The organism is Dehalococcoidia bacterium, assembly GCA_040902535.1.
Lineage (GTDB): Bacteria > Chloroflexota > Dehalococcoidia > DSTF01 > JACRBR01 > JBBDXD01.
The window spans coordinates 208,326-227,431 of the sequence record JBBDXD010000022.1 but is presented as its reverse complement, the minus strand read 5'-3'; the positions used below and the strand labels follow the sequence as shown (position 1 = coordinate 227,431).

General features: G+C 65.2%; 15 protein-coding genes. 9 read left to right on the top strand and 6 right to left on the bottom strand.

Going from position 1 to position 19,106, the window contains the following annotated elements:
• The first annotated feature begins 2 nt into the window (after positions 1-2).
• Complete coding sequence (locus tag WEB52_12925) at positions 3-269, top strand: hypothetical protein (GenBank protein MEX2227342.1); 267 nt, start codon at positions 3-5, stop codon at positions 267-269.
• Here WEB52_12925 and WEB52_12920 read toward each other — a convergent pair.
• On the bottom strand, positions 255-3,083 hold the full coding sequence (locus WEB52_12920; GenBank protein ID MEX2227341.1) for a glycosyltransferase family 39 protein: 2,829 nt from the start codon (positions 3,081-3,083) through the stop codon (positions 255-257). The two genes, WEB52_12925 and WEB52_12920, sit on opposite strands and share 15 nt — an antisense overlap.
• Before the next feature lie 139 nt (positions 3,084-3,222).
• Here WEB52_12920 and WEB52_12915 point away from each other — a divergent pair, with 139 nt between their 5' ends.
• Genes WEB52_12915 through WEB52_12900 form a run of 4 tightly spaced genes read left to right on the top strand, consistent with a single transcriptional unit; the run spans position 3,223 to position 7,116 of the window.
• The gene (locus WEB52_12915; GenBank protein MEX2227340.1) at positions 3,223-4,407 is read left to right on the top strand and encodes a glycosyltransferase family 2 protein; all 1,185 of its coding nucleotides are present in this window, start codon (positions 3,223-3,225) and stop codon (positions 4,405-4,407) included.
• Positions 4,404-5,096: a class I SAM-dependent methyltransferase gene (locus WEB52_12910; GenBank protein MEX2227339.1), complete on the top strand. Its 693-nt coding sequence runs from the start codon at positions 4,404-4,406 to the stop codon at positions 5,094-5,096. Before WEB52_12915 ends, WEB52_12910 begins: the two co-directional genes overlap by 4 nt.
• Positions 5,093-6,127 carry a glycosyltransferase family 2 protein gene (locus WEB52_12905; protein MEX2227338.1) on the top strand — a complete coding sequence of 345 codons (1,035 nt, stop codon included), beginning with the start codon at positions 5,093-5,095 and terminating at the stop codon, positions 6,125-6,127. The genes WEB52_12910 and WEB52_12905 overlap by 4 nt, the downstream gene beginning before the upstream one ends.
• Positions 6,124-7,116, top strand: coding sequence for a lysylphosphatidylglycerol synthase transmembrane domain-containing protein (locus WEB52_12900; GenBank protein ID MEX2227337.1), 993 nt, complete (start codon positions 6,124-6,126; stop codon positions 7,114-7,116). The genes WEB52_12905 and WEB52_12900 overlap by 4 nt, the downstream gene beginning before the upstream one ends.
• A gap of 44 nt (positions 7,117-7,160) precedes the next feature.
• On the opposite strand, the gene WEB52_12895 is transcribed toward WEB52_12900, so the two are convergent.
• Both WEB52_12895 and WEB52_12890 read right to left on the bottom strand, forming a co-directional pair.
• Positions 7,161-8,993 (bottom strand): ABC transporter ATP-binding protein, encoded by a 1,833-nt coding sequence (locus WEB52_12895; protein ID MEX2227336.1) that lies wholly within the window; start codon positions 8,991-8,993, stop codon positions 7,161-7,163.
• Between the two features lies 1 nt (position 8,994).
• Positions 8,995-10,752 carry an ABC transporter ATP-binding protein gene (locus tag WEB52_12890; GenBank protein MEX2227335.1) on the bottom strand — a complete coding sequence of 586 codons (1,758 nt, stop codon included), beginning with the start codon at positions 10,750-10,752 and terminating at the stop codon, positions 8,995-8,997.
• A gap of 225 nt (positions 10,753-10,977) precedes the next feature.
• Here WEB52_12890 and WEB52_12885 point away from each other — a divergent pair, with 225 nt between their 5' ends.
• The 4 genes from WEB52_12885 to WEB52_12870 all read left to right on the top strand — a co-directional run bounded on the left by WEB52_12885 (position 10,978) and on the right by WEB52_12870 (position 15,576).
• Positions 10,978-12,690 (top strand): ABC transporter substrate-binding protein, encoded by a 1,713-nt coding sequence (locus tag WEB52_12885; protein ID MEX2227334.1) that lies wholly within the window; start codon positions 10,978-10,980, stop codon positions 12,688-12,690.
• A 3-nt stretch (positions 12,691-12,693) separates the two neighbouring features.
• Positions 12,694-13,644 carry an ABC transporter permease gene (locus WEB52_12880; GenBank protein MEX2227333.1) on the top strand — a complete coding sequence of 317 codons (951 nt, stop codon included), beginning with the start codon at positions 12,694-12,696 and terminating at the stop codon, positions 13,642-13,644.
• Between the two features lie 12 nt (positions 13,645-13,656).
• Positions 13,657-14,568, top strand: a complete 912-nt coding sequence (locus WEB52_12875; protein MEX2227332.1) for an ABC transporter permease — start codon at positions 13,657-13,659, stop codon at positions 14,566-14,568.
• A gap of 150 nt (positions 14,569-14,718) precedes the next feature.
• Positions 14,719-15,576, top strand: coding sequence for an alpha/beta hydrolase (locus tag WEB52_12870; protein MEX2227331.1), 858 nt, complete (start codon positions 14,719-14,721; stop codon positions 15,574-15,576).
• Here WEB52_12870 and WEB52_12865 read toward each other — a convergent pair whose 3' ends face one another.
• From WEB52_12865 to gnd, 3 genes are read right to left on the bottom strand one after another with little or no spacing between them, the layout of a single operon-like run.
• Positions 15,577-16,668, bottom strand: a complete 1,092-nt coding sequence (locus WEB52_12865) for a glucose-6-phosphate dehydrogenase assembly protein OpcA (protein ID MEX2227330.1) — start codon at positions 16,666-16,668, stop codon at positions 15,577-15,579. It lies immediately after the preceding gene.
• Positions 16,653-18,191, bottom strand: coding sequence for a glucose-6-phosphate dehydrogenase (zwf, locus tag WEB52_12860; protein ID MEX2227329.1), 1,539 nt, complete (start codon positions 18,189-18,191; stop codon positions 16,653-16,655). Before zwf ends, WEB52_12865 begins: the two co-directional genes overlap by 16 nt.
• Positions 18,188-19,105, bottom strand: a complete 918-nt coding sequence (gene gnd, locus WEB52_12855; protein MEX2227328.1) for a decarboxylating 6-phosphogluconate dehydrogenase — start codon at positions 19,103-19,105, stop codon at positions 18,188-18,190. Before gnd ends, zwf begins: the two co-directional genes overlap by 4 nt.
• Position 19,106 lies beyond the last annotated feature (1 nt).

Below are 19,106 nucleotides of genomic sequence, written 5' to 3'. Positions count from 1 at the left end.
CCATGAGCGAAGCACCAGCGATCCTTGAACTGACCGTGACGGAGCAGCGATACCCCGGCTACGACCCCGCGCACGGCACACCCCACCCCATGGTGCGACGTCTCATCGTCATCCGCGCGCCGAAGGGCGAGGCCCGCTTCGAGCAGACGGACTACGGACACCCCGGGCGCTTCAATAACTGGGAGCCGCGGGGCATCGCGCCCGCACTGCAATCACGCACGTACGAACTCGAGGCGCTGTGCCAGCGCCTCGGATCACTGCTCGGCTAACGGGGCGTCGCCGCCCCTGACGCAGTAAAGATTCGGTATCTGCGCCAGGTGAGGGGGCACCGGATCGGGGCACTGCGACCCGTCCCCGGGCATCTCGAGCGACGTGTACACGACGAATGTCACGCCGTCTGACTGGTACCAGTAGGTGCCCTGCGGGTTCGGATCGCGCGGCAGATCGATGAATTCTTCCAACAGGCACGCGGAGTCGAACGGGTAGGCGCACAGCGTCTGCACGCCCTCCGCCAACGGATACCCGCCGTGCGCGCCCTGGTACTCCTCGAGCCCCTGGCGGACACGTTCGAGATCGGCGATGCGGCGCGTATCGTTGCGCTGCGCGATATCGGGATCTGGCGTCGCCGTCGGCTCCGGCGTAGCGGTGGGGATATCACCGGCGCGTGGCGGTTCTGCATCCGGCGAATCGCCCTCGGGCAGCCCGCCATACACCGATACTTCGCCGGCGCCGTACAACGCCTGGTACACGAGCCGATCGGGATACAGATCGAAGAGTTGACCGTTTCGGTGAGGCAGGTCCTTCGCATAGACAATATCGCCGTCAAGCGTCGGCGCATTTCGCCAGAAGACGCTGCCGATGCACTGCCAATTCGGGCACGTCTCGACGAGCACCAGGGCGTTGCTCAGGTCGCGTTCGTCGATGGCGCTCACCATATTATTGTTGACGCCGTTGAACCCCTGCAGTTCGTTCGCCGATCGCGGCACGGCATCGACGGCGAAGTCCAGTCCGTCACCCCGCAACCAATCGTTGGCGGCAACCAGCGAGAGGGCCGCGACCAGAGGGTAGACCACGGCATAGCCCGCCCAGTCCGCGCGCCGGCTCCCACCCGTGATGGACGCGAGGATGCCCGCGGCGGCCCGCGCACCAGCCGATGCGAGCACTTCGATCCCGCGTGCGGCGAGCAACACCAGGAAGGGCATGGCCTCGTACCAGTAACGAGGACCGTGCATCAATCCCGGCGCTTCGTACAGCGTGTAGACGCCCATGACGGCGATCGCGCAGGCCAGCAGGATCCAGTCCCAGCGGTCGCGCGTGCCAAATATGAACGGCGTCGCCACAATGATGATGCCCAGCACTTGCGGCCAGCCGTTGAATACGAGCAGCAGCGTCGCCATCTGCGTCTGTTCGTTTTGCAGGCCCAGTCCGACCGAATGCGCGCCGCCGAAACCCACGACTTCGTTCAGGTCCGCTCCCGTCGAGTAGCCCGCCAGGAACAGGTCGCCGGTCGTGCCAAGGTTGTACAAACCGTACGCCAGCAGCATCGCCGCTCCGCCGAGGACGAAGAACCCGATGCTCTTGAGCGCAGCGATGCGGTTATCGGGTGGTATCAGCCAGGCAAGAAGCATCAGCCCGAACGGCACGACAAGTGCCGTCGCAGTCAGCGGGCGCGTGTTGAGCAGCAGACCGAAAAAGATGCCGGCAAGGACTGGCATCGCCAGGGGATGCCTGTCGCGGTGTGCAATGCAGAAGAGGCTCGCGACGACGTACAGCACGGCGGTGTTGTGCGACATGTAGTTGCTGGCTGTCATGAGGAAAAACGGCGACGCCGCAAGAAACAACACAGCGATCAGGCCGACGCGCACGTTGTAGATCTGCTTCGCCGCGCCGAAGAGCAACAGCAGCGTCGCGCCGCCGACGAGCGGCGGCATCAGCCACAGGATGCCCAGCTTCACGCCGATCGCCAGCACGAGCGGGTGACCGAGCGGGTAGATGCTGGCCCATTTGCCATCGGACACGGCGATCAGCGGCGGATGAAAGAAGTTGAACGACTCCTCCACGGGGGGCGGCGGAACCGAAAGCCTGCCCGAAGCCAGTGTGCGCGCCTGGAAGATGTACGAGACTTCGTCCGGGACATGCGGCAGACGATCGTTGTAGACGGTGTTGATGTACGCGGTGACGATGACCGCGCCAAGCGCGATCAGCGAAACGAAGATCCACGGCGCCAGCGGCAACCAGCGGTCGAACGCACGCCAGCGGTCGCGCAGTCGTTGCCGTTGTGATGTCATATCGAACGGGACTTCCACGAAGAGCACCGCGCCCACGACCACCACAAGTCCGGCGAATGCCAGCAGCACCATCGGATAGCCACGGACAGTCATCGCCACGAGCGAGCGCATGACCTCGCCCTGCGACGCTTCGAGACGGGGGCCGGCGGCGCCTTCGACCACGGCGCCGTCCTTGAGCAGTTGAAGGCTGGAATCCAGGTGGCGGTACGGCCGGAAATTGAACGAGGCGCCGTTGAGCTGGCCGTCCGACCGCACCATCACGCCGCCGCCAACGATATTGTCGAACTCGGCTTCGACGCGGACATCCCGCCAGCCGGCGCCGAACGGGCCGATGACCATGAGGTCGCGGCTGCCGACGTGCCCATCCTCGACGGCGGCGCCGCCACGCTGAATCAATTGCGGATCCAGCGACGAGAAGTCATCTTCCAACAGGACCTCGCCGCTCTCGAGATCCGTCACGCGCAGACTGTCGAGGCCGCGAGGTGTCGGGAAACTGGGGATAAACGTCGTCGGATCGACACGGATCATGACGCCGCCGCGTCCGGCCATCGACCCCAGCGTCTCGGAGATGATCTGCTTGCCGTCGAGCCACGCGGTGACTTCATCTCCGCGCACTTCGACGCGGACTTTCGTCTCCTGGCCGCCGCGGCTCCAGAGGTACGCGAATGCAAAGAGAAGATTGACCGCGATAGCGAGAGCGATCGAGACCTTCACGGCGGTAGGGAGTTCCCCTAGGCGCCGCGGGCTCCAGCCGGTCTTGATGCGTTCCATGAAGGGGCGTTGCGCGTCCGTCACGTGGCTGGCACCCTTAATCCCCTCCACGCACGGACCGACAATTCACCGGGCGGTGGCTGCATCTGTAGTACACTCCCGAAGCCTTTGCCCGCGCCGGGGTGTCTCCGGTGTCGGCGCATCGTATACAGGGTGGCCAACCATGGCAATTGCTCACTCTTCCGGGGACGCGTTCGAGCGTCAAGCCGCGGAGCCGCGTGCGGCCGAGCTTGGGGCGCCATTCGTCTCCATCGTCATGCCCTGCCTCAACGAGCGTGAAACCGTGACGGCCTGCGTCACGAAAGCGCTCGGTTGGGTCAGGCAGAGCGGCTACGCCGGCGAAGTGGTCATCGTTGACAATGGCTCCTCCGATGGGTCACCAGAACTCGCCGAAGAGGCCGGCGCACGCATCGTACACGAGACCACGCGCGGCTACGGCGCCGCCCTTCGACGCGGGTTCACGGAAGCGCGCGGCAACTGGCTCGTCATGGGCGACTGTGATGACACGTACGACTTCTCGCAGTTGGACGACTTGGTCTCGCCGCTGGCCGACGGCTACGACCTGGTCGTCGGTAACAGGTTCGCGGGCGGTATCGCCCCGGGCGCCATGACCTGGAGTCATCGCTACATCGGCACGCCGGCGATCTCCGCGCTTCTCAAGGTGTTCACCGGCCTCAAGGTCGGCGACAGCCAGTGCGGCCTGCGGGCGTTCACCCGCGATGCGCTCAACCGGCTCGAACTGCAGACCGACGGCATGGAACTGGCATCCGAAATGATCCTCAAGTCGGCGCGCCGCGGGCTGCGCGTCATGGACGTGCCGGTGCCCTACGGCGAGCGGCTCGGCGAGGCCAAGCTCAACACCGTGCGCGACGGCTGGCGGCATCTGCGCTTCTTGCTGCTCGCGAGCCCCAACTACCTGTTCACGCTGCCAGGCATCTTCCTGACGCTGCTCGGCGTGCTCACCCTCGCGCTCGCGCTGCCCGATGAGACGGTCGAGATCGGCGACCTCTCGTGGCAACCTATCTTCGCCGGCGGCATCTTTCTCGTCGTCGGCGTGAACGCGCTGCTGCTCGGGTTCGCATCGCGACTCTATACGACGGCCCGGGGCATCACGAACGAGGATAGCGTCCTGCGCTTCTATCACCGCTACCTGGGATTCGAGGCGTTCGTCGGCGGCGGATTCGTGTTGATCCTCGCCGGACTCGGGCTGGACGTCGCACTCGCCATCGATGACCTCGCCGGGCTCAACCGGCTCGGCGTCGCCGGAGTTGCCCAGTCGTTGATCGTGGTGGGCGCCAACGTGGGACTGGTGGGCGCGCTCTCCAGCATGCTCGAGGGCGAGCGGTGATCAGCTTGTTCGCCGCCCACTCCTCGCAGGGCGGGAAGATCTCGCGGACCATCGATTCCTCGATCGCCGGCCCCCTGCAGCACATTCATGAGCATCCGGAGCTTGATGCGTGGGATCTCCGCGCGATTCGGGAGGTCAGCCCCGCACACCCTCGCATTCTCGATATTGGCGCAGGTCGGGGAGGGTTCGTGATGGCCGCCCGCGCGCTTGGCTGCGATGCGCTCGGCGTCGACATGGAGCCGACGGCGCCAGAACTATGGCGCTCTCGCGGCGTCTGGTCAGTGCTCGGGAGAGCACCTGAACTGCCGTTTGCTGATGCGTCGTTCGACGTAGTGCGTCTGAAGGAAATCATCGAGCACCTCGACGATCCGCTGGCAACAGTCCGCGCAGCTGCGCGTTTGATCGCGCCCGGGGGTTGCTTGATCGCCCACGTCCCTTCTGTCTATTCTCAGTTCTTTCCGATCGGGAACTTCTGGGACGACTACACGCATGTACGTCCATTCAGCCGCACCGGCCTCGAACGCCTCTTCGCCGATGGCGGCCTGGCGGTCCTGCGGATCGAAGGTTACGTGGCCGGTCGCAGCCCGCTCGAACGGGCGGCCGGCAAGCTGCTCGCGCGCGTCCTTCCGCACACCTACCGGGTGATCGCCCGCCGCGCCGACCCGGCAGCTTCACGAGGATCGCCTTGAATGAGCCGCCCGTCGTAAGCGTGATCGTGCTTGGGTGGAACGGCGTCGGGTACGTCGACGAATGCCTGACGACCCTGCTTGATCAAGACATCGGCCGCCCCTACGAAGTGCTCTTCATCGACAACGGCTCGACGGACGGGACGCCTGATCGTGCCGCAACCTACGACGATGTGCAGGTACACCGGCTCGACCGGAACTACGGCTACTGCATCGGCAACAACATCGGGTTCGAGCACGCCTGCGGCGAGTACGTGGTGTTCCTGAATCAAGACGTCGTGCTGCACCGATCGTGGCTGCGCGAGTTGCTCGCGGCGATCGAAGGTGATCCCTCGATCCAGGCCGCGCACGCGAACATCTTGCAGCCGTGGTACCCCCAATTCGAGGCGATGGAACGACAACAGCCAGTCGATGCGGCGTACACCGCCGACCTGTCACCGCTCGGCTACATCCGTTATCGCGGCATTCCGCTGGCTGACCGGATCGTTGACACGACATTCCTGCACGGAGTCTCCATCATCGCTCGCCGGTCCTTCATCGAGGATTCGGGGTACGCCTTCGATCCGGACATGTTCGCGTATGCCGAAGATCTCGATCTTGCGCTTCGCGTCATTGCTGCTGGCTACCGGACCGTCGCTGCGACCCGCGCGACCGTCTATCATCGACACACCCTCGAGGCGCGCCCCTCGCTGCGATCGTTTCAGAAGACCGTGCGGATCATCCGCAACCGATTGCTGGCGATGTGGAAGTGCAGCACGTGGGACGAGTTCATCCCGCTCGCGACGCTTACGGTCATTGGCGCCCCGTTCAACGCAGCGCAGTTTGGCACGCCGGCGCCACGGCGCGTGTTACATTTCCTGCTGCTCATCCCGCCGGCGCTGATCGCGCCCTTCACCGCGCTTATCATGATGCCCAGACTTTCCTCCCGGCGGCGACGCATCCTCACCACCCGGCGTGTCGAACGGCACTGGCTGCTGCGACGCCTGTACGGCATCGGCCGCCGCCGCGAAGTGGCACCGCTGGCACGATCGTGAGATTCTGGCGCGCGGCGCAACTCGCGCTAGTGCTGGCGTTCTTCGCGTACCTCGTCGTCCGCACGGATCTCGCTGCAATGCGCGACGCGATCGCCAACGCCAATGCATCGTTGATTGTTGTCGCAGCGCTCCTCACCGTGCCGGTGGCACTACTGTTTGGCGTGCGTTCGTCCTTCGTGCTGACGAGGCTCGGATATCGTCTTAGCATCCAAACGGCGCTCCCTATCGCTATCGTAGGTAATGTCGCCGGATCACTCACGCCGGCATCCAGCGGCGAGGTCCTGCGCGGCGTCCTCTTACGTTCGCGGGCCAATGTGGCAGCCCGTGACGGTGCCGCGCTCGTGCTCTTCGAGCGCGGCCTCTCCGTTTACGTCATCGCGCTCACAACCGCCGCTGCGGCACTGCTGCTAGCCGTGCCGCTTGCATGGTTACCGGCCATCCTTGCTGCGGCCGCTCCGCTGCTCGTCCTGCCCGGCATGGTGCTTTCGATCGCCGCGCGTGTACTCGTCCGCGCCGATGAGACAAAGCCAACCAGCAAGATCGCCTTCGTGCGAGATGGTATGGAACGCCTCGTGAGGCTCGCTCGCGACCCGGCGCTGGTAGTGCCCTGGAGCGCCGTCACGGTGGGCATATTCAGCATTACGTCACTGCAGTACTGGCTCATCGCGCGTTCGCTCGCAGACGACGTCGCCTTCCATGAAGCGTGGATCGCCTTCGGTGCGTCGCAGCTCGTCGGGATCGTCACGCTCCTGCCGCTCGGCCTCGGCTCATCCGATGCCGCCGTTGCGTCGCTCTTGCGCCGCTTCGGATTGGCCTTCAGCGAAGCCACGTCTGGTGCGATTCTGGTCCGCGCGGCGAACACGCTTCCGCTAATAATTGTCGCGTTCGCCTCCTATATGTACCTGCAGACGCAACAAGTCCCGGAGCAGCGAATGACGGACGATTCGCGCAGTTCCCCCGACGGCTCAACAGTTCTGCGCCGCCACTGAACAATGTGCCCGGCGCCGTTGGCGATACGCAGCCCCGACGCGACTCAATTCGCCGTCCGGGTCCCATCACCGCTGGGCGCCACCGCGTCCGCGGGCACGTCGCGTTGCTGGAGCAGCCAGAGACGGTAGTAGCGCCCGCGCAGCGCCAGCAACGCATCGTGCGTGCCCTCTTCGAGGATCTCGCCGCGATTCAGCACGATGATCCGGTCGGCGCTGCGAATCGTCGCCAATCGGTGCGCGATGATGATACTCGTGCGCCGCGCCGTCAGCCGTTCGAGGCTTTCCTGGATCAGCGCCTCCGTCTCGGAGTCGATGTTCGCGGTGGCTTCGTCCAGCACCAGCATCACTTCCGGATCGAACGCCACCGACCGCGCGAACGCGATGAGTTGCTTCTGGCCGGTGCTGAGGTTGCCGCCGCGTTCGACGAGTTTGTGGTCGTATCCCATCGGCAACTCGTTGATGAAGCGGTCGGCGCCGACGAGTTGCGCCGCTTTGCGCACCTGCGTCATAGGGATCGTTTCGTCGCGCAGCCGGATATTCTCGGCCACCGTGCCGGTAAAGATGAACGGATCCTGCAGGACGAGACCAATGTGCCGGCGCACCGAGCGCTGCTTCGCCTTCGCGATATCGACGCCGTCGAGGCGGATCGCTCCCTTCTGGATGTCGTAGAAACGCAGCAGCAGGTTGACCATGCTCGACTTGCCAGCGCCCGTCGCACCGACGATCGCGATGCGCTCGCCGGGCGCGATCGTGAAGCTCACGTCCCTCAGGACCCACGTGCCCTCGTTGTAGGCGAACCACACGTGGTCGAACTCAACCTCGCCCTGCACGCGCTCCGGCAGCGTGATCGCATCTTCTTCGTCCTGCACGCCTTCCGGCTGGTCGAGCAGCGTGAAGATCCGCTCGAGCGCTGCCATCGCCGACTGCAGGATGTTGAAGCGGTCCGCGATCTCACGTACCGGGTTGTAGTACATCGACACGAGCTGCAGGAACGCGACGAGCCGGCCGATACTCAGCGACTCGTCGAGCACGAACTGGCCGCCGATGACGATCACCATGCCCGTCGTCACCGCGCTGACGATCGCCACGACCGGCTCGAAGGCGGCGTACGCGTACACGACCTCCATGTTCGCGTCGCGCAGCTTCCCGCTGTGGTCGCGGAACTCGTCTGCGTCCTTCTGCCTGCGCCCGAAGAGCTGCACCAACATCATGCCGGCGATGTGCTCGGCCGTGAACGCGTTCAGCCGCGCCACGTGCAGGCGTTGTTTGCGGAACGAGTTGCGCATGACGACGGCGAACCACCGCATCACGATGGCCAGCACGGGCATGATCACGAACGTGATCAGCGCCAGCTTCCAACTGATCACCAGCAGCACGATCGCGACGCCCACGATCATGAACAGGTCGGCGATGATTGTAATGGCGCCGGCCGTCAACAGGTCGTTGAGGGCGGTGATGTCGTTCGTCAGACGCGTGACAAGCCGCCCTACCGGATTCTTGTCGTAGAAGGCGATGGACATCCGTTGCAGATGGCGGAACAGCTTCATGCGGATGTCGTTCATGACGCGCTGCGACACGAACACCATGAACATCGCCTGCGCATAGCGGAAGACGAACAGCAGCACGAGCGTTGACACGAACAGCAGCGTGATCCACCACAGGTCGTCGGTCTCGCCGCGTACGACGTCCCGGTCGATCGCCTGCTGGATCAACAGCGGCTGGGCGAGCTGCAGTCCCGTCGTCGCGAGCAGCAGCACCAACGCGACGATGATGCGCCACGCGTACGGGCGCATGTATTCCATCAGGCGCCCCATCAGGCGCCTGTCGTAGGCCTTGCCTATAACGTCGTCGTCTTCGTGGTAACCAGCGACGTCCACCCTACTCGTCGTCCTCCATCACAATGCCTTCGTCGCTGAGTTGCTGCTCCAGCCGCTGCCTGCGGTCGAGTTGCGCGTACGCGCCATCACGCGCGATCAGCTCTTCATGCGTGCCGCGTTCGATGATCCGCCCATCATCGATGACCACGATCTGGTCCGCCCACTTCACCGCCGACACGCGGTGCGCGATAATGATCGCCGTGCGCCGCGCGATGAAGCCGCGCAGCCCCGCGAGAATGCGTTCCTCGGTGTACGCATCGACGTGCGACAACGCATCGTCGAGGATCAGGGTCGGCGCCTCGCGCGCCAGCGCCCGCGCGATCGCCGCGCGCTGCTTCTGGCCGCCGGACAGCGACACGCCGCGCTCGCCGACCATCGTGTGCACGCCGTGCGGCAATTGCTGCAGGTCGTTCACAAGCTGCGAGAGCTGGATCGCCCGTCCGATCGACTCCGGTCCGACGTCTCCGCCCCACGCGACGTTCTCTTCGATCGTGGCGGAGAACAGGAACGACTCCTGCGGCACGAACGCCACTGCCTCGTGCAGTTGCTGGAGCGGGATGTGGCGAACGTCATGCCCGTCGATGGCGATGCGGCCCGATTTCACGTCGTACACGCGGGCGATCAGGCTGACAAGCGTCGTCTTGCCGCATCCCGTCGGGCCGACCACGGCCAGCGTCGTCCCGGCGGGCACATCCAGCGTGATGTCGTACAGCACGGGCTTGTTGAAGTAGCCGAAGCTCACGCGCTCGAACGAGATGCTGCCCCGGATCGGCGGCACTGGCTGCGTGTCCACGGCGTCGACGATCAGCGGCTTGCGCGACAGCACCTCCTCCACGCGCACCATCGACGCTGCCGCCTGCTGGTACATGTTCAGCGTCCAGCCCAGGTTCACCATGGGCATCGCCAGCAAGACGATGTAGCTGTTGAACGCCACGAAGTCGCCGACGGTGATCTGCCCGTTCTTCACTTCGATGGCGCCGACGTACAGCACGATCACGGTGCTCACGCCGATGAGGACGGCCAGCAGCGGCCAGAGCGCCATCGAAAGCCGCGCCCAGTGGAGGTTCGCCTCTTCGAATTCCTTCGTCTGCCGCTCGAACGCCGCAGCTTCGTTCTCTTCCTGGACGTACGCCTTCACGACGCGCGCCCCGGAGAAGTTCTCCTGGACGAACGTCGCCAGGTCGCCAAAGCGGTTCTGGACGGCGTAATACCGCTTCTCCACGACCTGCCCGACCCAGACGAACATCAGCGTGATCAGGGGCAGCGGCGCCGCCGCCAGCAGGGCGAGCTTTACGTCGATCGTCAGCATGATCGCCAGGCCGGCGACGAACAGGAGCGCCGACCGGAAAAGGTCCATCAGCCCCGGACCGAGGATCTCCCGCACGGTCGTGACGTCGTTCGAAACGCGCGCCATCAGGTCGCCGGTCTGATTGTCATGAAAAAACCGCTGGTCCAGGGACTGGATGTGCGAATACACATCGTTCCGCAGGTCGTATTCAATATGCCGGGACGACCCGCTCACGAAGACCCGCGTGACGTACCGGCAGGCGCTGTCGCCGAGCTGGAGGCCGATCAGGATGCCCGCGTAGAGGAACAACTTCCGGGTTGTGACGCCCTCGCGAAGGTCATCGATGGCGGCGCCGAGGATGTACGGCGACAGCACGAAGAATCCGGCGGCGACAGCCAGGGCGAGTAGCCCGACCGACATCCGGAGGCGATAACGCATCAAGTACGGCCAGAGCCGTGCGATAAAGACCATGACCTCGGGTCTGTTGACAATTATGAAGAGCGGGTCTGTTCCGTCGGGGAACCATGCATAGTACGGTACGCAAACGACCCGCGGTAGAGTACACTGGGGCACCATCAGGCGAACCGTGAATCCTGACGATGACTTCACGTATCGCTTGACTGTAGGCGGCATTTGAGGCTATCTCAATGCCACTCGGAGGCGGAGGAACCTTCTTGTTTCTGAAGGGAGACAGAAATGGCCGGTAGCAGCTACTGGGATAAGTTCACGACACAACGCATCACGCGCCGGCGCGCGTTGCAAAGCGCAGGTGCCGCCAGTGCGGCCGCGGGCGCCATCTGGATCGTCGGTTGCGGCGGTGGCGATGACGACGACTCGGAGACAACCGGCACGACCACCAACGGTGACGGTGAAGAAGGCACGCCGAAGGCCGGCGGGCGCTATCTCGTCGGCAGCACGGCCGACTTCGACACGTTCGACCCGTACATCGGCATCGCCGCCTCGGTCGGATACTTCCCGCGCCTCTACAACGCACTGGCCAACTTCTCGGCGCTCGACAGTTCGTTCCGCTTCGACGACCTCTCGACCGGCTACGAGCAGCCCGATGACACGACGTACGTCTTTGCCATCCGGCCCGGCGTAAAGGTCGGACCGAACAATCTCGGCGTGCCCGAGCGCGACCTCAACGCGCAGGACGTCGTGACCAGCTACGAGCGCATCAAGTCGCTGCCGCAGTCGAACGCCTTCGCGTTCATCGGCCAATGGCTCACGGAACAGGAAGCCTCTGCCGACGGCATGACCTACACGATGACGATGAAGGGGCCATACGCCTTCTTCCGCAACCGCATCGGCAGCGCTATCAACATGATCGCGCCGGTGGAGGCGCTGACGGACGAGAACATCGGCAAGCTCCGATCCGAAGCCGCGGGCGCCGGCCCCTACATTCTGAGGAGCTACTCGGAGGGCCAGGGCGCGACCCTGGACCGCAACCCGAACTACTACCGCAAGGACGAAAACAACGGGAACGCGCAGATCCCGTACGCCGATGGCATCGACGTGCGCATCATCACGGACCGCGCCACCATCCGCACGGCCTTCGCCGATGGCCAGCTCTCGGTCTACGGCGCGGAAACCGTCGACGAGGCGAACCAGCTTCAGCAGGGCGGGACGTACAACGTCGTCCGCGACCCCGTGAACACGTTCATCGCCTTCACCATGAACCCGACGCGCGACCCGTGGCAGGATGACCGCATCCGTAAGGCAGCGAACTTCGCCATGGACCGGCAGGTCTACGTCGACCGCGTCTACAGTGGCGAAGCGCAGGCAAACGGCATCTACCACTGGCCGCTCGGCGACCTGGCGCTCTCCGGCGACGATCTCGAGGAGTACCAGCGCTACGACCCCGCGGAGGCGAGGAGCCTGATCAACGCGGCGACCGGCAGCGACACGGTCAAGATCAAGGTCAGTTACCCGGCGGAGTCGACCATCGAGCAGCACAACCTCCACCTGCCGATCTGGCTGCAGCAGATGAAGGACGCCGGGTTCGACGTCGAAGAGGAGCCGCTGGCGTTCGCGACGTGGCTCGACCGCTACACGAACCTGGATTACGACTCCAACCTGGCGCTCAACCAGGTCTACGAGTACGCCGAGTTCAACATGGACTGGCAGCACTCCGAGGGGCCCGCGCGCAATAAGATCTATGCGGCGGGCGTCGGCGCGCTGTACCCGGAAATCGACGCCGAGATCGACCGCGTCAAGGGCATCGTCGACCCGGAGGAGTTCATCTCCGCTTCGCACGACCTGCAGAAGATGATCTACGAAAAGGGTCCGACGTTCCTGCCGCTGGTCAGCCCCTACTCGTTCACGCTGTACCAGACCTACGTCAAGGGCATCACCGAGGGCATCGGCGCGAGCGCGCTGTACCTCAACGACTGGTGGCTAGACCTGTAGCCTATGCAAACGTACATTCTGCGGCGGTTATTGATCGGCGTCCTGATCCTCTTCGTGCTCTCCGTCACGGTGTTCTTCCTGTTGCGCATCGTGCCGGGCAGCGACGCGGCGGAACTCAGGTGCGGATTGAACTGCACCGCGGCGGGTATCGCTGCGGAGCGTGAGCGCCTGGGCCTGAACGATCCCTACTACCAGCAGTACTGGGATTGGCTCGGCGGCGTGTTGACGGGCGACCTCGGGACATCGATCGTCAACTTCCGGCCGGTCTCCGAGTCGATCGTCAACCGGTTCCCGATCACGCTCGAACTGGTGGTCCTCACGCTGATCATCACCGTGGTCGTAGGAATACCCGCCGGAGTGATATCGGCGATCTGGAAGAACTCCGCGATGGACTACGTCGTACGCGTGACGGCGATCTTCGGCCTGGCGGTACCCGCGTTCTGGGTCGCGACGCTTGTCCTGATCTTGCCGCTCGAGTGGTGGGGGTACGCGCCGCCACTCGGGAAGCACGTTCCGCTCACTGAAGACCCAATCGGCAACCTCAAGCAGTTCCTTCCGCCTGCGGCGGTGCTGGCGATCGGCTCCGCCGCAGGCGTCATGCGCCTCACCCGCTCATCCCTGCTCGAAGTGCTGCGCCAGGATTACATGCGTACCGCCCGCGCCAAGGGCCTCCGCGAACGCACGACGATCGTCCGCCACGGACTCAAGAACTCGCTGATCCCGGTGGTGACGGTGCTTGGCCTGCAAGTCTCGGGGTTGCTCGGCGGCGCGATCATCGTCGAGCAGATCTTCGCCCTGCCGGGGTTGGGGCTGTTCACGTTTGAGTCGCTCTTCCGCAAGGACTTTCCCGTCGTCCAGACCATGACGCTCTATGCCGGCGTCACCGTCGTCGTGCTGAACTTGGTCGTCGACATCAGCTACGCCTGGCTTGATCCCCGCATCCGGTATTCGTAAGGAGCAGAGGCCGTGTCCCAAGAGACCGCGATCCCTTCTCCCGCCGTCTTTACCGACCGCGGATTGGCCGGCCCGACGATCGGCAAGCGCCTCCGCAAGCTGGCTACCCTCGCCCGCCAGAACCCGCTCGGCACGGCGGGCCTGATTATCATCCTGGCGTTCGCCGTCGCGGCCCTGTTCGCGCCGTTCATCGCGCCGTACTCCGCTACTGATATCAACGCCGGCGGCGTCAACGACCCTATTTCATCGAGCAACTGGTTCGGGACGGACCGCTCCGGGCGCGACATCTTCAGCCGCATTGTCTGGGGAAGTCGCATCTCGCTGTCCGTGGCATTCATCTCGGTGCTCGGTGGCGGCTCGATCGGCATCCTTCTTGGCATCGTTTCCGGCTATCTCGGCGGCTTCACGGACTCATTCATCCAGCGCACGGTCGACGCGGCGATCGCGTTCCCGGCGCTCCTGCTCCTGTTGATCATCACGCAGGCGCTCGGCCCGTCGTTCACGACGATCGTCTTCGCGCTGATGCTGGCCGTCATACCGGGCGTCACGCGCGTCGTACGCGGCACCGTCTTATCGGAGAAAAACAACCAGTATGTCGAGGCGGCTCGCGCCTGCGGCGCATCGGCGCCTCGCGTGTTGCTGCGGCACATCCTGCCGAACGTCGTCGCGCTCGGCATCATCGTGATGACGACGCTGTTGGGCGCGATCATCCTCGCGGAGGCCGCGCTGTCGTTCCTCGGGCTCGGCATTCCAAGCTCTGCTTCGTGGGGACAGGACGTCAACCGCGCGCGGCAGACCGTGCCGTACCACCTGCCGGCGGCGATCTTCCCCGGCGCGGCGATCACGCTCACCGTGCTCGGCTTCAACCTCCTGGGCGATGCCATCCGCGATATCGCCGACCCGCGCCTGCGTGGCAGCCGCTAGCCACACACCGCACACGATCACGAAGGCCCGCGATGCGCGGGCCTTCTTCTTGGCATCGCTCACATGAATCGCCATTCGAGAACTCGCGGTCAGCATTGACCGTGATACCGGCGCTCACGTAGCGTTGCCGCGTATCGAAGGGGAAGTGCCTTGTCCGGACCGCAGTCGCGATATTACTGGTCTCAGCGCCTCAAGCTGCACTACGCCGTCTGGGGCGACGAGGCGAATCCGCCGCTGTTGCTCATTCATGGCAACCGCGACCACGCCCGCACCTGGGACCAGGTCGCCGTCCAGCTCAAGGACCGCTACTGCGTGTACGCCGCCGACCTGCGCGGTCACGGGGACAGCGCCTGGGCCGTCGGCGGACAGTACAGCCTGCCGGAGTTCGTCCTGGACATCGCCATGCTCGCGCGGGAGATCGACCGCGACCCGCTCACCGTGATCGGCCACTCGCTCGGCGGCGCCGTCGCGCTCGAGTACGCCGGCGTCTTCCCGGACTCCGTAAAGCGCGTCGTTGCGATCGAGGGCCTGGGGCCGCCCGTGCGCGAGCCGACGCCCGCTTCCCAGCGCATGCGCCACTGGATCGGCCACATGAAGGAGTTCGATCTGCGCAAGCCTCGCCGCTACGCGTCCACCGATGACGCCGTCAAACGCATGCTCGAAGAAAATCCGCACCTCACCGAAGACATGGCACGGCACCTCACGATCCACGGCGCACGCCAGAACGATGACGGCACATTGAGCTGGAAGTTCGATAACTACGTCCGGCTGCACTCTCCCTACGAGTTCAACATCGCCGAAGCGCGCGAGATCTGGAACCAGATCACGTGCCCCGTGCTCCTGATCCGCGGCTCGGAAAGCTGGGCGTCCGACCCCGAGGCCGACGGCAAAGCGTCCGCGTTCCACGACTACCAGACGGAGTTGGTGATGGACGCCGGCCACTGGGTACACCACGACCAGCTCGACAAGTTCATGACCATCATCTGGGGTTTCTTGCGCGACGAGTAGCTATCCGCCGAGGAGCGCCAGCGCGGCCGCCGCCGCTTCGACGCTTATCTCCGGATCAGGGCTGCCGTCCAGGCCGAGCATCACCAGCGCCGCGTCGTCGAGCGCAGGATGATCGACGGCGCGCCGCATCTCCTCGTGCGCGCCCCATTGCTCGATGACATGCAGATGGCGGCTCAGCTCGTGGCCTTGCAGCTCGAACCGCGCAGAGTCGGTGATGATGCGCAGCCCGCTCATCACGTCGGGCGCCCAGCCCGGAGCGACGCTGAGCGTGACGCCGCGCGAGCCGTCGTACAGCGTCGCACGGAGTGCCTCTTCGTCGCCGTCCAGATCGGCGAGTGAATATCCGAGGCGCGAGACCAGCCACCCCGCCAGCAGCATCGGCGCGGCGGAGGCGCGCCCGCGATAGCCGCGGATCTCGATCGCCTTGATGCGCTCGAGCTGTTGCAGCCGGTCATCGCCATCGAAGAACTGCGCGGTCAGTTCGCGCCAGGTCTCTGAGCGGCCCCATGCCAGGTCAAACATGCGGGCATCGTGCTTCTCACGCAGATCAAACTGCGCGCGTATGTTTGCACCCGGATCTCCTTCACCGGAGTCTGCCAGGAGCACGTCCGCGGCCTCGATCACTTCCGACGTGAGATACGACGTCATCTCGGCGCGCCCGAGGAGCCACGCGGCGACGGGGATCTCCGGTACGAGCAGCGCCAGCACCGCCGACGCCAGTTCGCGCTGTTGCGCGCTTCCCGCGGTGAGCACGACCTCCTCCGAGCAGATCTCGACGGAACCGCCTTCGCGGAAGCAGTGCGCTGAGATCGTGGCGTCCACCGAACGCCGCGCGTCCGATGTCAGCGCCAGGATGCCGCGACAGGGGTGCTTGCGCGGGACGACCTGCATGACACTCTCGAAGCGCTCGGCGTCCTTATCCGCGCCGCCGATCGCGACAAGGTTGAGCACGCGCAGCCGCACGCTCGATTCGTCGTAGCCCGAACCGGACGCGTCACGCCAGACGCGCGAAAACTCGTCCTCGATCGCCGCCGGATCGACGTCGATCGGCCGCACCTCGAGCCGCTCGATCGGTTTCACATCCGGTGCCACTCGCGTCCATCCCGTTCAATCAGCTCACGCGCGCCATCCGGCCCCCAGCTACCGGCCTCGTACGGTTCCAGTTGACGGGCGCCCGCCGACCATGACTCGAGCACCGGCGTCAGCAACTCCCACGCCAGCTCGACGCCATCCCAACGCGTGAACAACGTCGCGTCGCCGAGCATCGCGTCGAGGAGCAGCCGCTCGTACGCCTCAGGCGCCCCCTGGCTGAACGTCGAGCCATAGCGAAAGTCCATGTTCACGGGGCGGACGTCCATGCGTGTGCCGGGCACTTTCGCGCCGAACCGCAGCGAGATCCCTTCATCCGGCTGGATGCGCAGCACGAGCAAGTTGGGCGCGGGAGCCTCGCCGGCGATCTGCCGGAACAGTTCGAGCGGCGCCGACTTGAACGTGATCGCGACTTCGGTGGCGCGCTTGGGGAGGCGCTTGCCCGTGCGCAGGTAGAACGGCACGTCGGCCCAGCGCCAGTTATCAATCTGAAGCTTCATCGCCACGTACGTCTCGACGTTCGATGCCGGCGACACGCCGTCCTCCTCGCGATATCCCGGCGCCTGCTTGCCGAGGATTGCGCCGGCCGAATATTGCCCGCGTACGGTGTCGCGCGAGACGTCGTCAATCGCGCGGATCGCTTCGAAGACCTTCGCCTTCTCGTCGCGGACGGAGTCGCCACGGAACGACGCGATCGGCTCCATCGTCACGTACGACAGCACCTGCAGCAGGTGGTTCTGCACCATGTCCCGAAGTGCGCCCGCCTCTTCGTAGTATCCGCCGCGCCCTTCCACGCCGACCGTCTCCGCGACCGACACCTGCACGTGGTCGACGTACCGGCGGTTCCAGATCGGCTCGAAGATCCCGTTGCCGAAGCGAAAGACGAGGATGTTCTGCACCGTCTCCTTGCCGAGATAGTGGTCGATGCGGAAGATCTGCCGCTCGCGAAACACCATGCCGAGCGCCTGGTCCAGCTCGCGCGCCGAGGCCAGGTCGCGTCCGAACGGCTTCTCCACGACCAGCCGCGACCAGCCGCCCGTCCTGCTGCCCCGCACCAGCCCCGCCTCCCCCAGGCGCTGCGCGATCGACGCATAGGCCGTGGGCGGCGTCGCCAGGTAGAACAGCCGGTTGCCGCCCGTCCCGTGCGCTTCATCCTGCTTTTTGAGCCGATCGCCGAGACGCAGGTAGGCGGTGAGGTCGTCGAACGTGCCCGGGACGTAGTGCAGGGACCGCGCGAAGCTATCCCAGATGTCCTCCTGCAGCGGCTCGCGGGAGTACGTCGTGATGGCTTCTTTCATCACCGCGCGGAACTGCTCGTCCGACCAGTCACGCCGCGCGAATCCGACGACGGAGAGTCCACCCCGCACCATGCCTTCGCGCACGAGGTTGTAAAGCGCCGGCATCAGCTTTCGTGATGTCAGGTCGCCCGTGGCGCCGAAGACGACGACCGCGCATGGCTGCGGCGTGCGCGGCAGGCGCAGTCCCTGTCGCAGCGGGTTCTCGCGAAGGTCTGTCGCTGCCGTCACGGCGCCGCCGATCCATCGCCCTGCGAGCGCACGGCGTGGCCGCCGAACTCGTTGCGCAACGCCGCCTGCACCTTCGCCGAAAACGACATCTCCTGGCGCGAAGAGAATCGCCGCATCAAGGAAAGCGTGATGATCGGCAGCGGCACTCGCTGATCGATCGCCTCCTCGACGGTCCAGCGCCCCTCCCCGGAGTCGTCGACGAAGCCGCGGACGCGTTCGAGACGCGGATCGCCGTCGAAGGCGCGCTCCGTCAACTCGAGCAGCCAGGACCGCACAACGGAACCATGGTTCCAGAGCGCCGAGATCTGGTGCAGGTCGAGTTCGAACGGCGAGCCCGCGAGCAACTCGAAGCCTTCGCCGTACGCCGCCATCATCCCGTACTCGATGCCGTTGTGGACCATCTTCGTGAAGTGCCCGGCGCCGCTCGGCCCAACGTGCGCGTAACCGTCGGCTGGCGCCAGCGTCCGTAGCACCGGCTCGATCTGCGCGAATGCCTCGGGCGATGCGCCAACCATGAGACAGAACCCTTCCGTCAGCCCCCAGATACCGCCGCTCGTCCCCGCGTCGACGTACTCGATCCCCTGCGCAGCAAGTTGCTCCGCCCGTTGCATCGAGTCGTGGTAGTTAGAATTGCCGCCATCGATAAGAACGTCTCCCGGCGAAAGCTTCGACGCCAGCGTGTCGACGGTGTCCTGGACAGGCTGACCGGCCGGCACCATCATCCAGATCGCGCGCCGGGGCGAAAGCGCCGCCACCATGTCATCGAGCGTAGGAGCGGCCACAGCGCCCTCCGTCACCGCTTGCGCGATGGCATCCGGGTTCAGGTCCGTAACCACCACGCGGTGACCGCCCGCCAGCAGCCGCTGCGTCATGTTCGCGCCCATCCGCCCCAGGCCGATCATGCCGATGTCCATG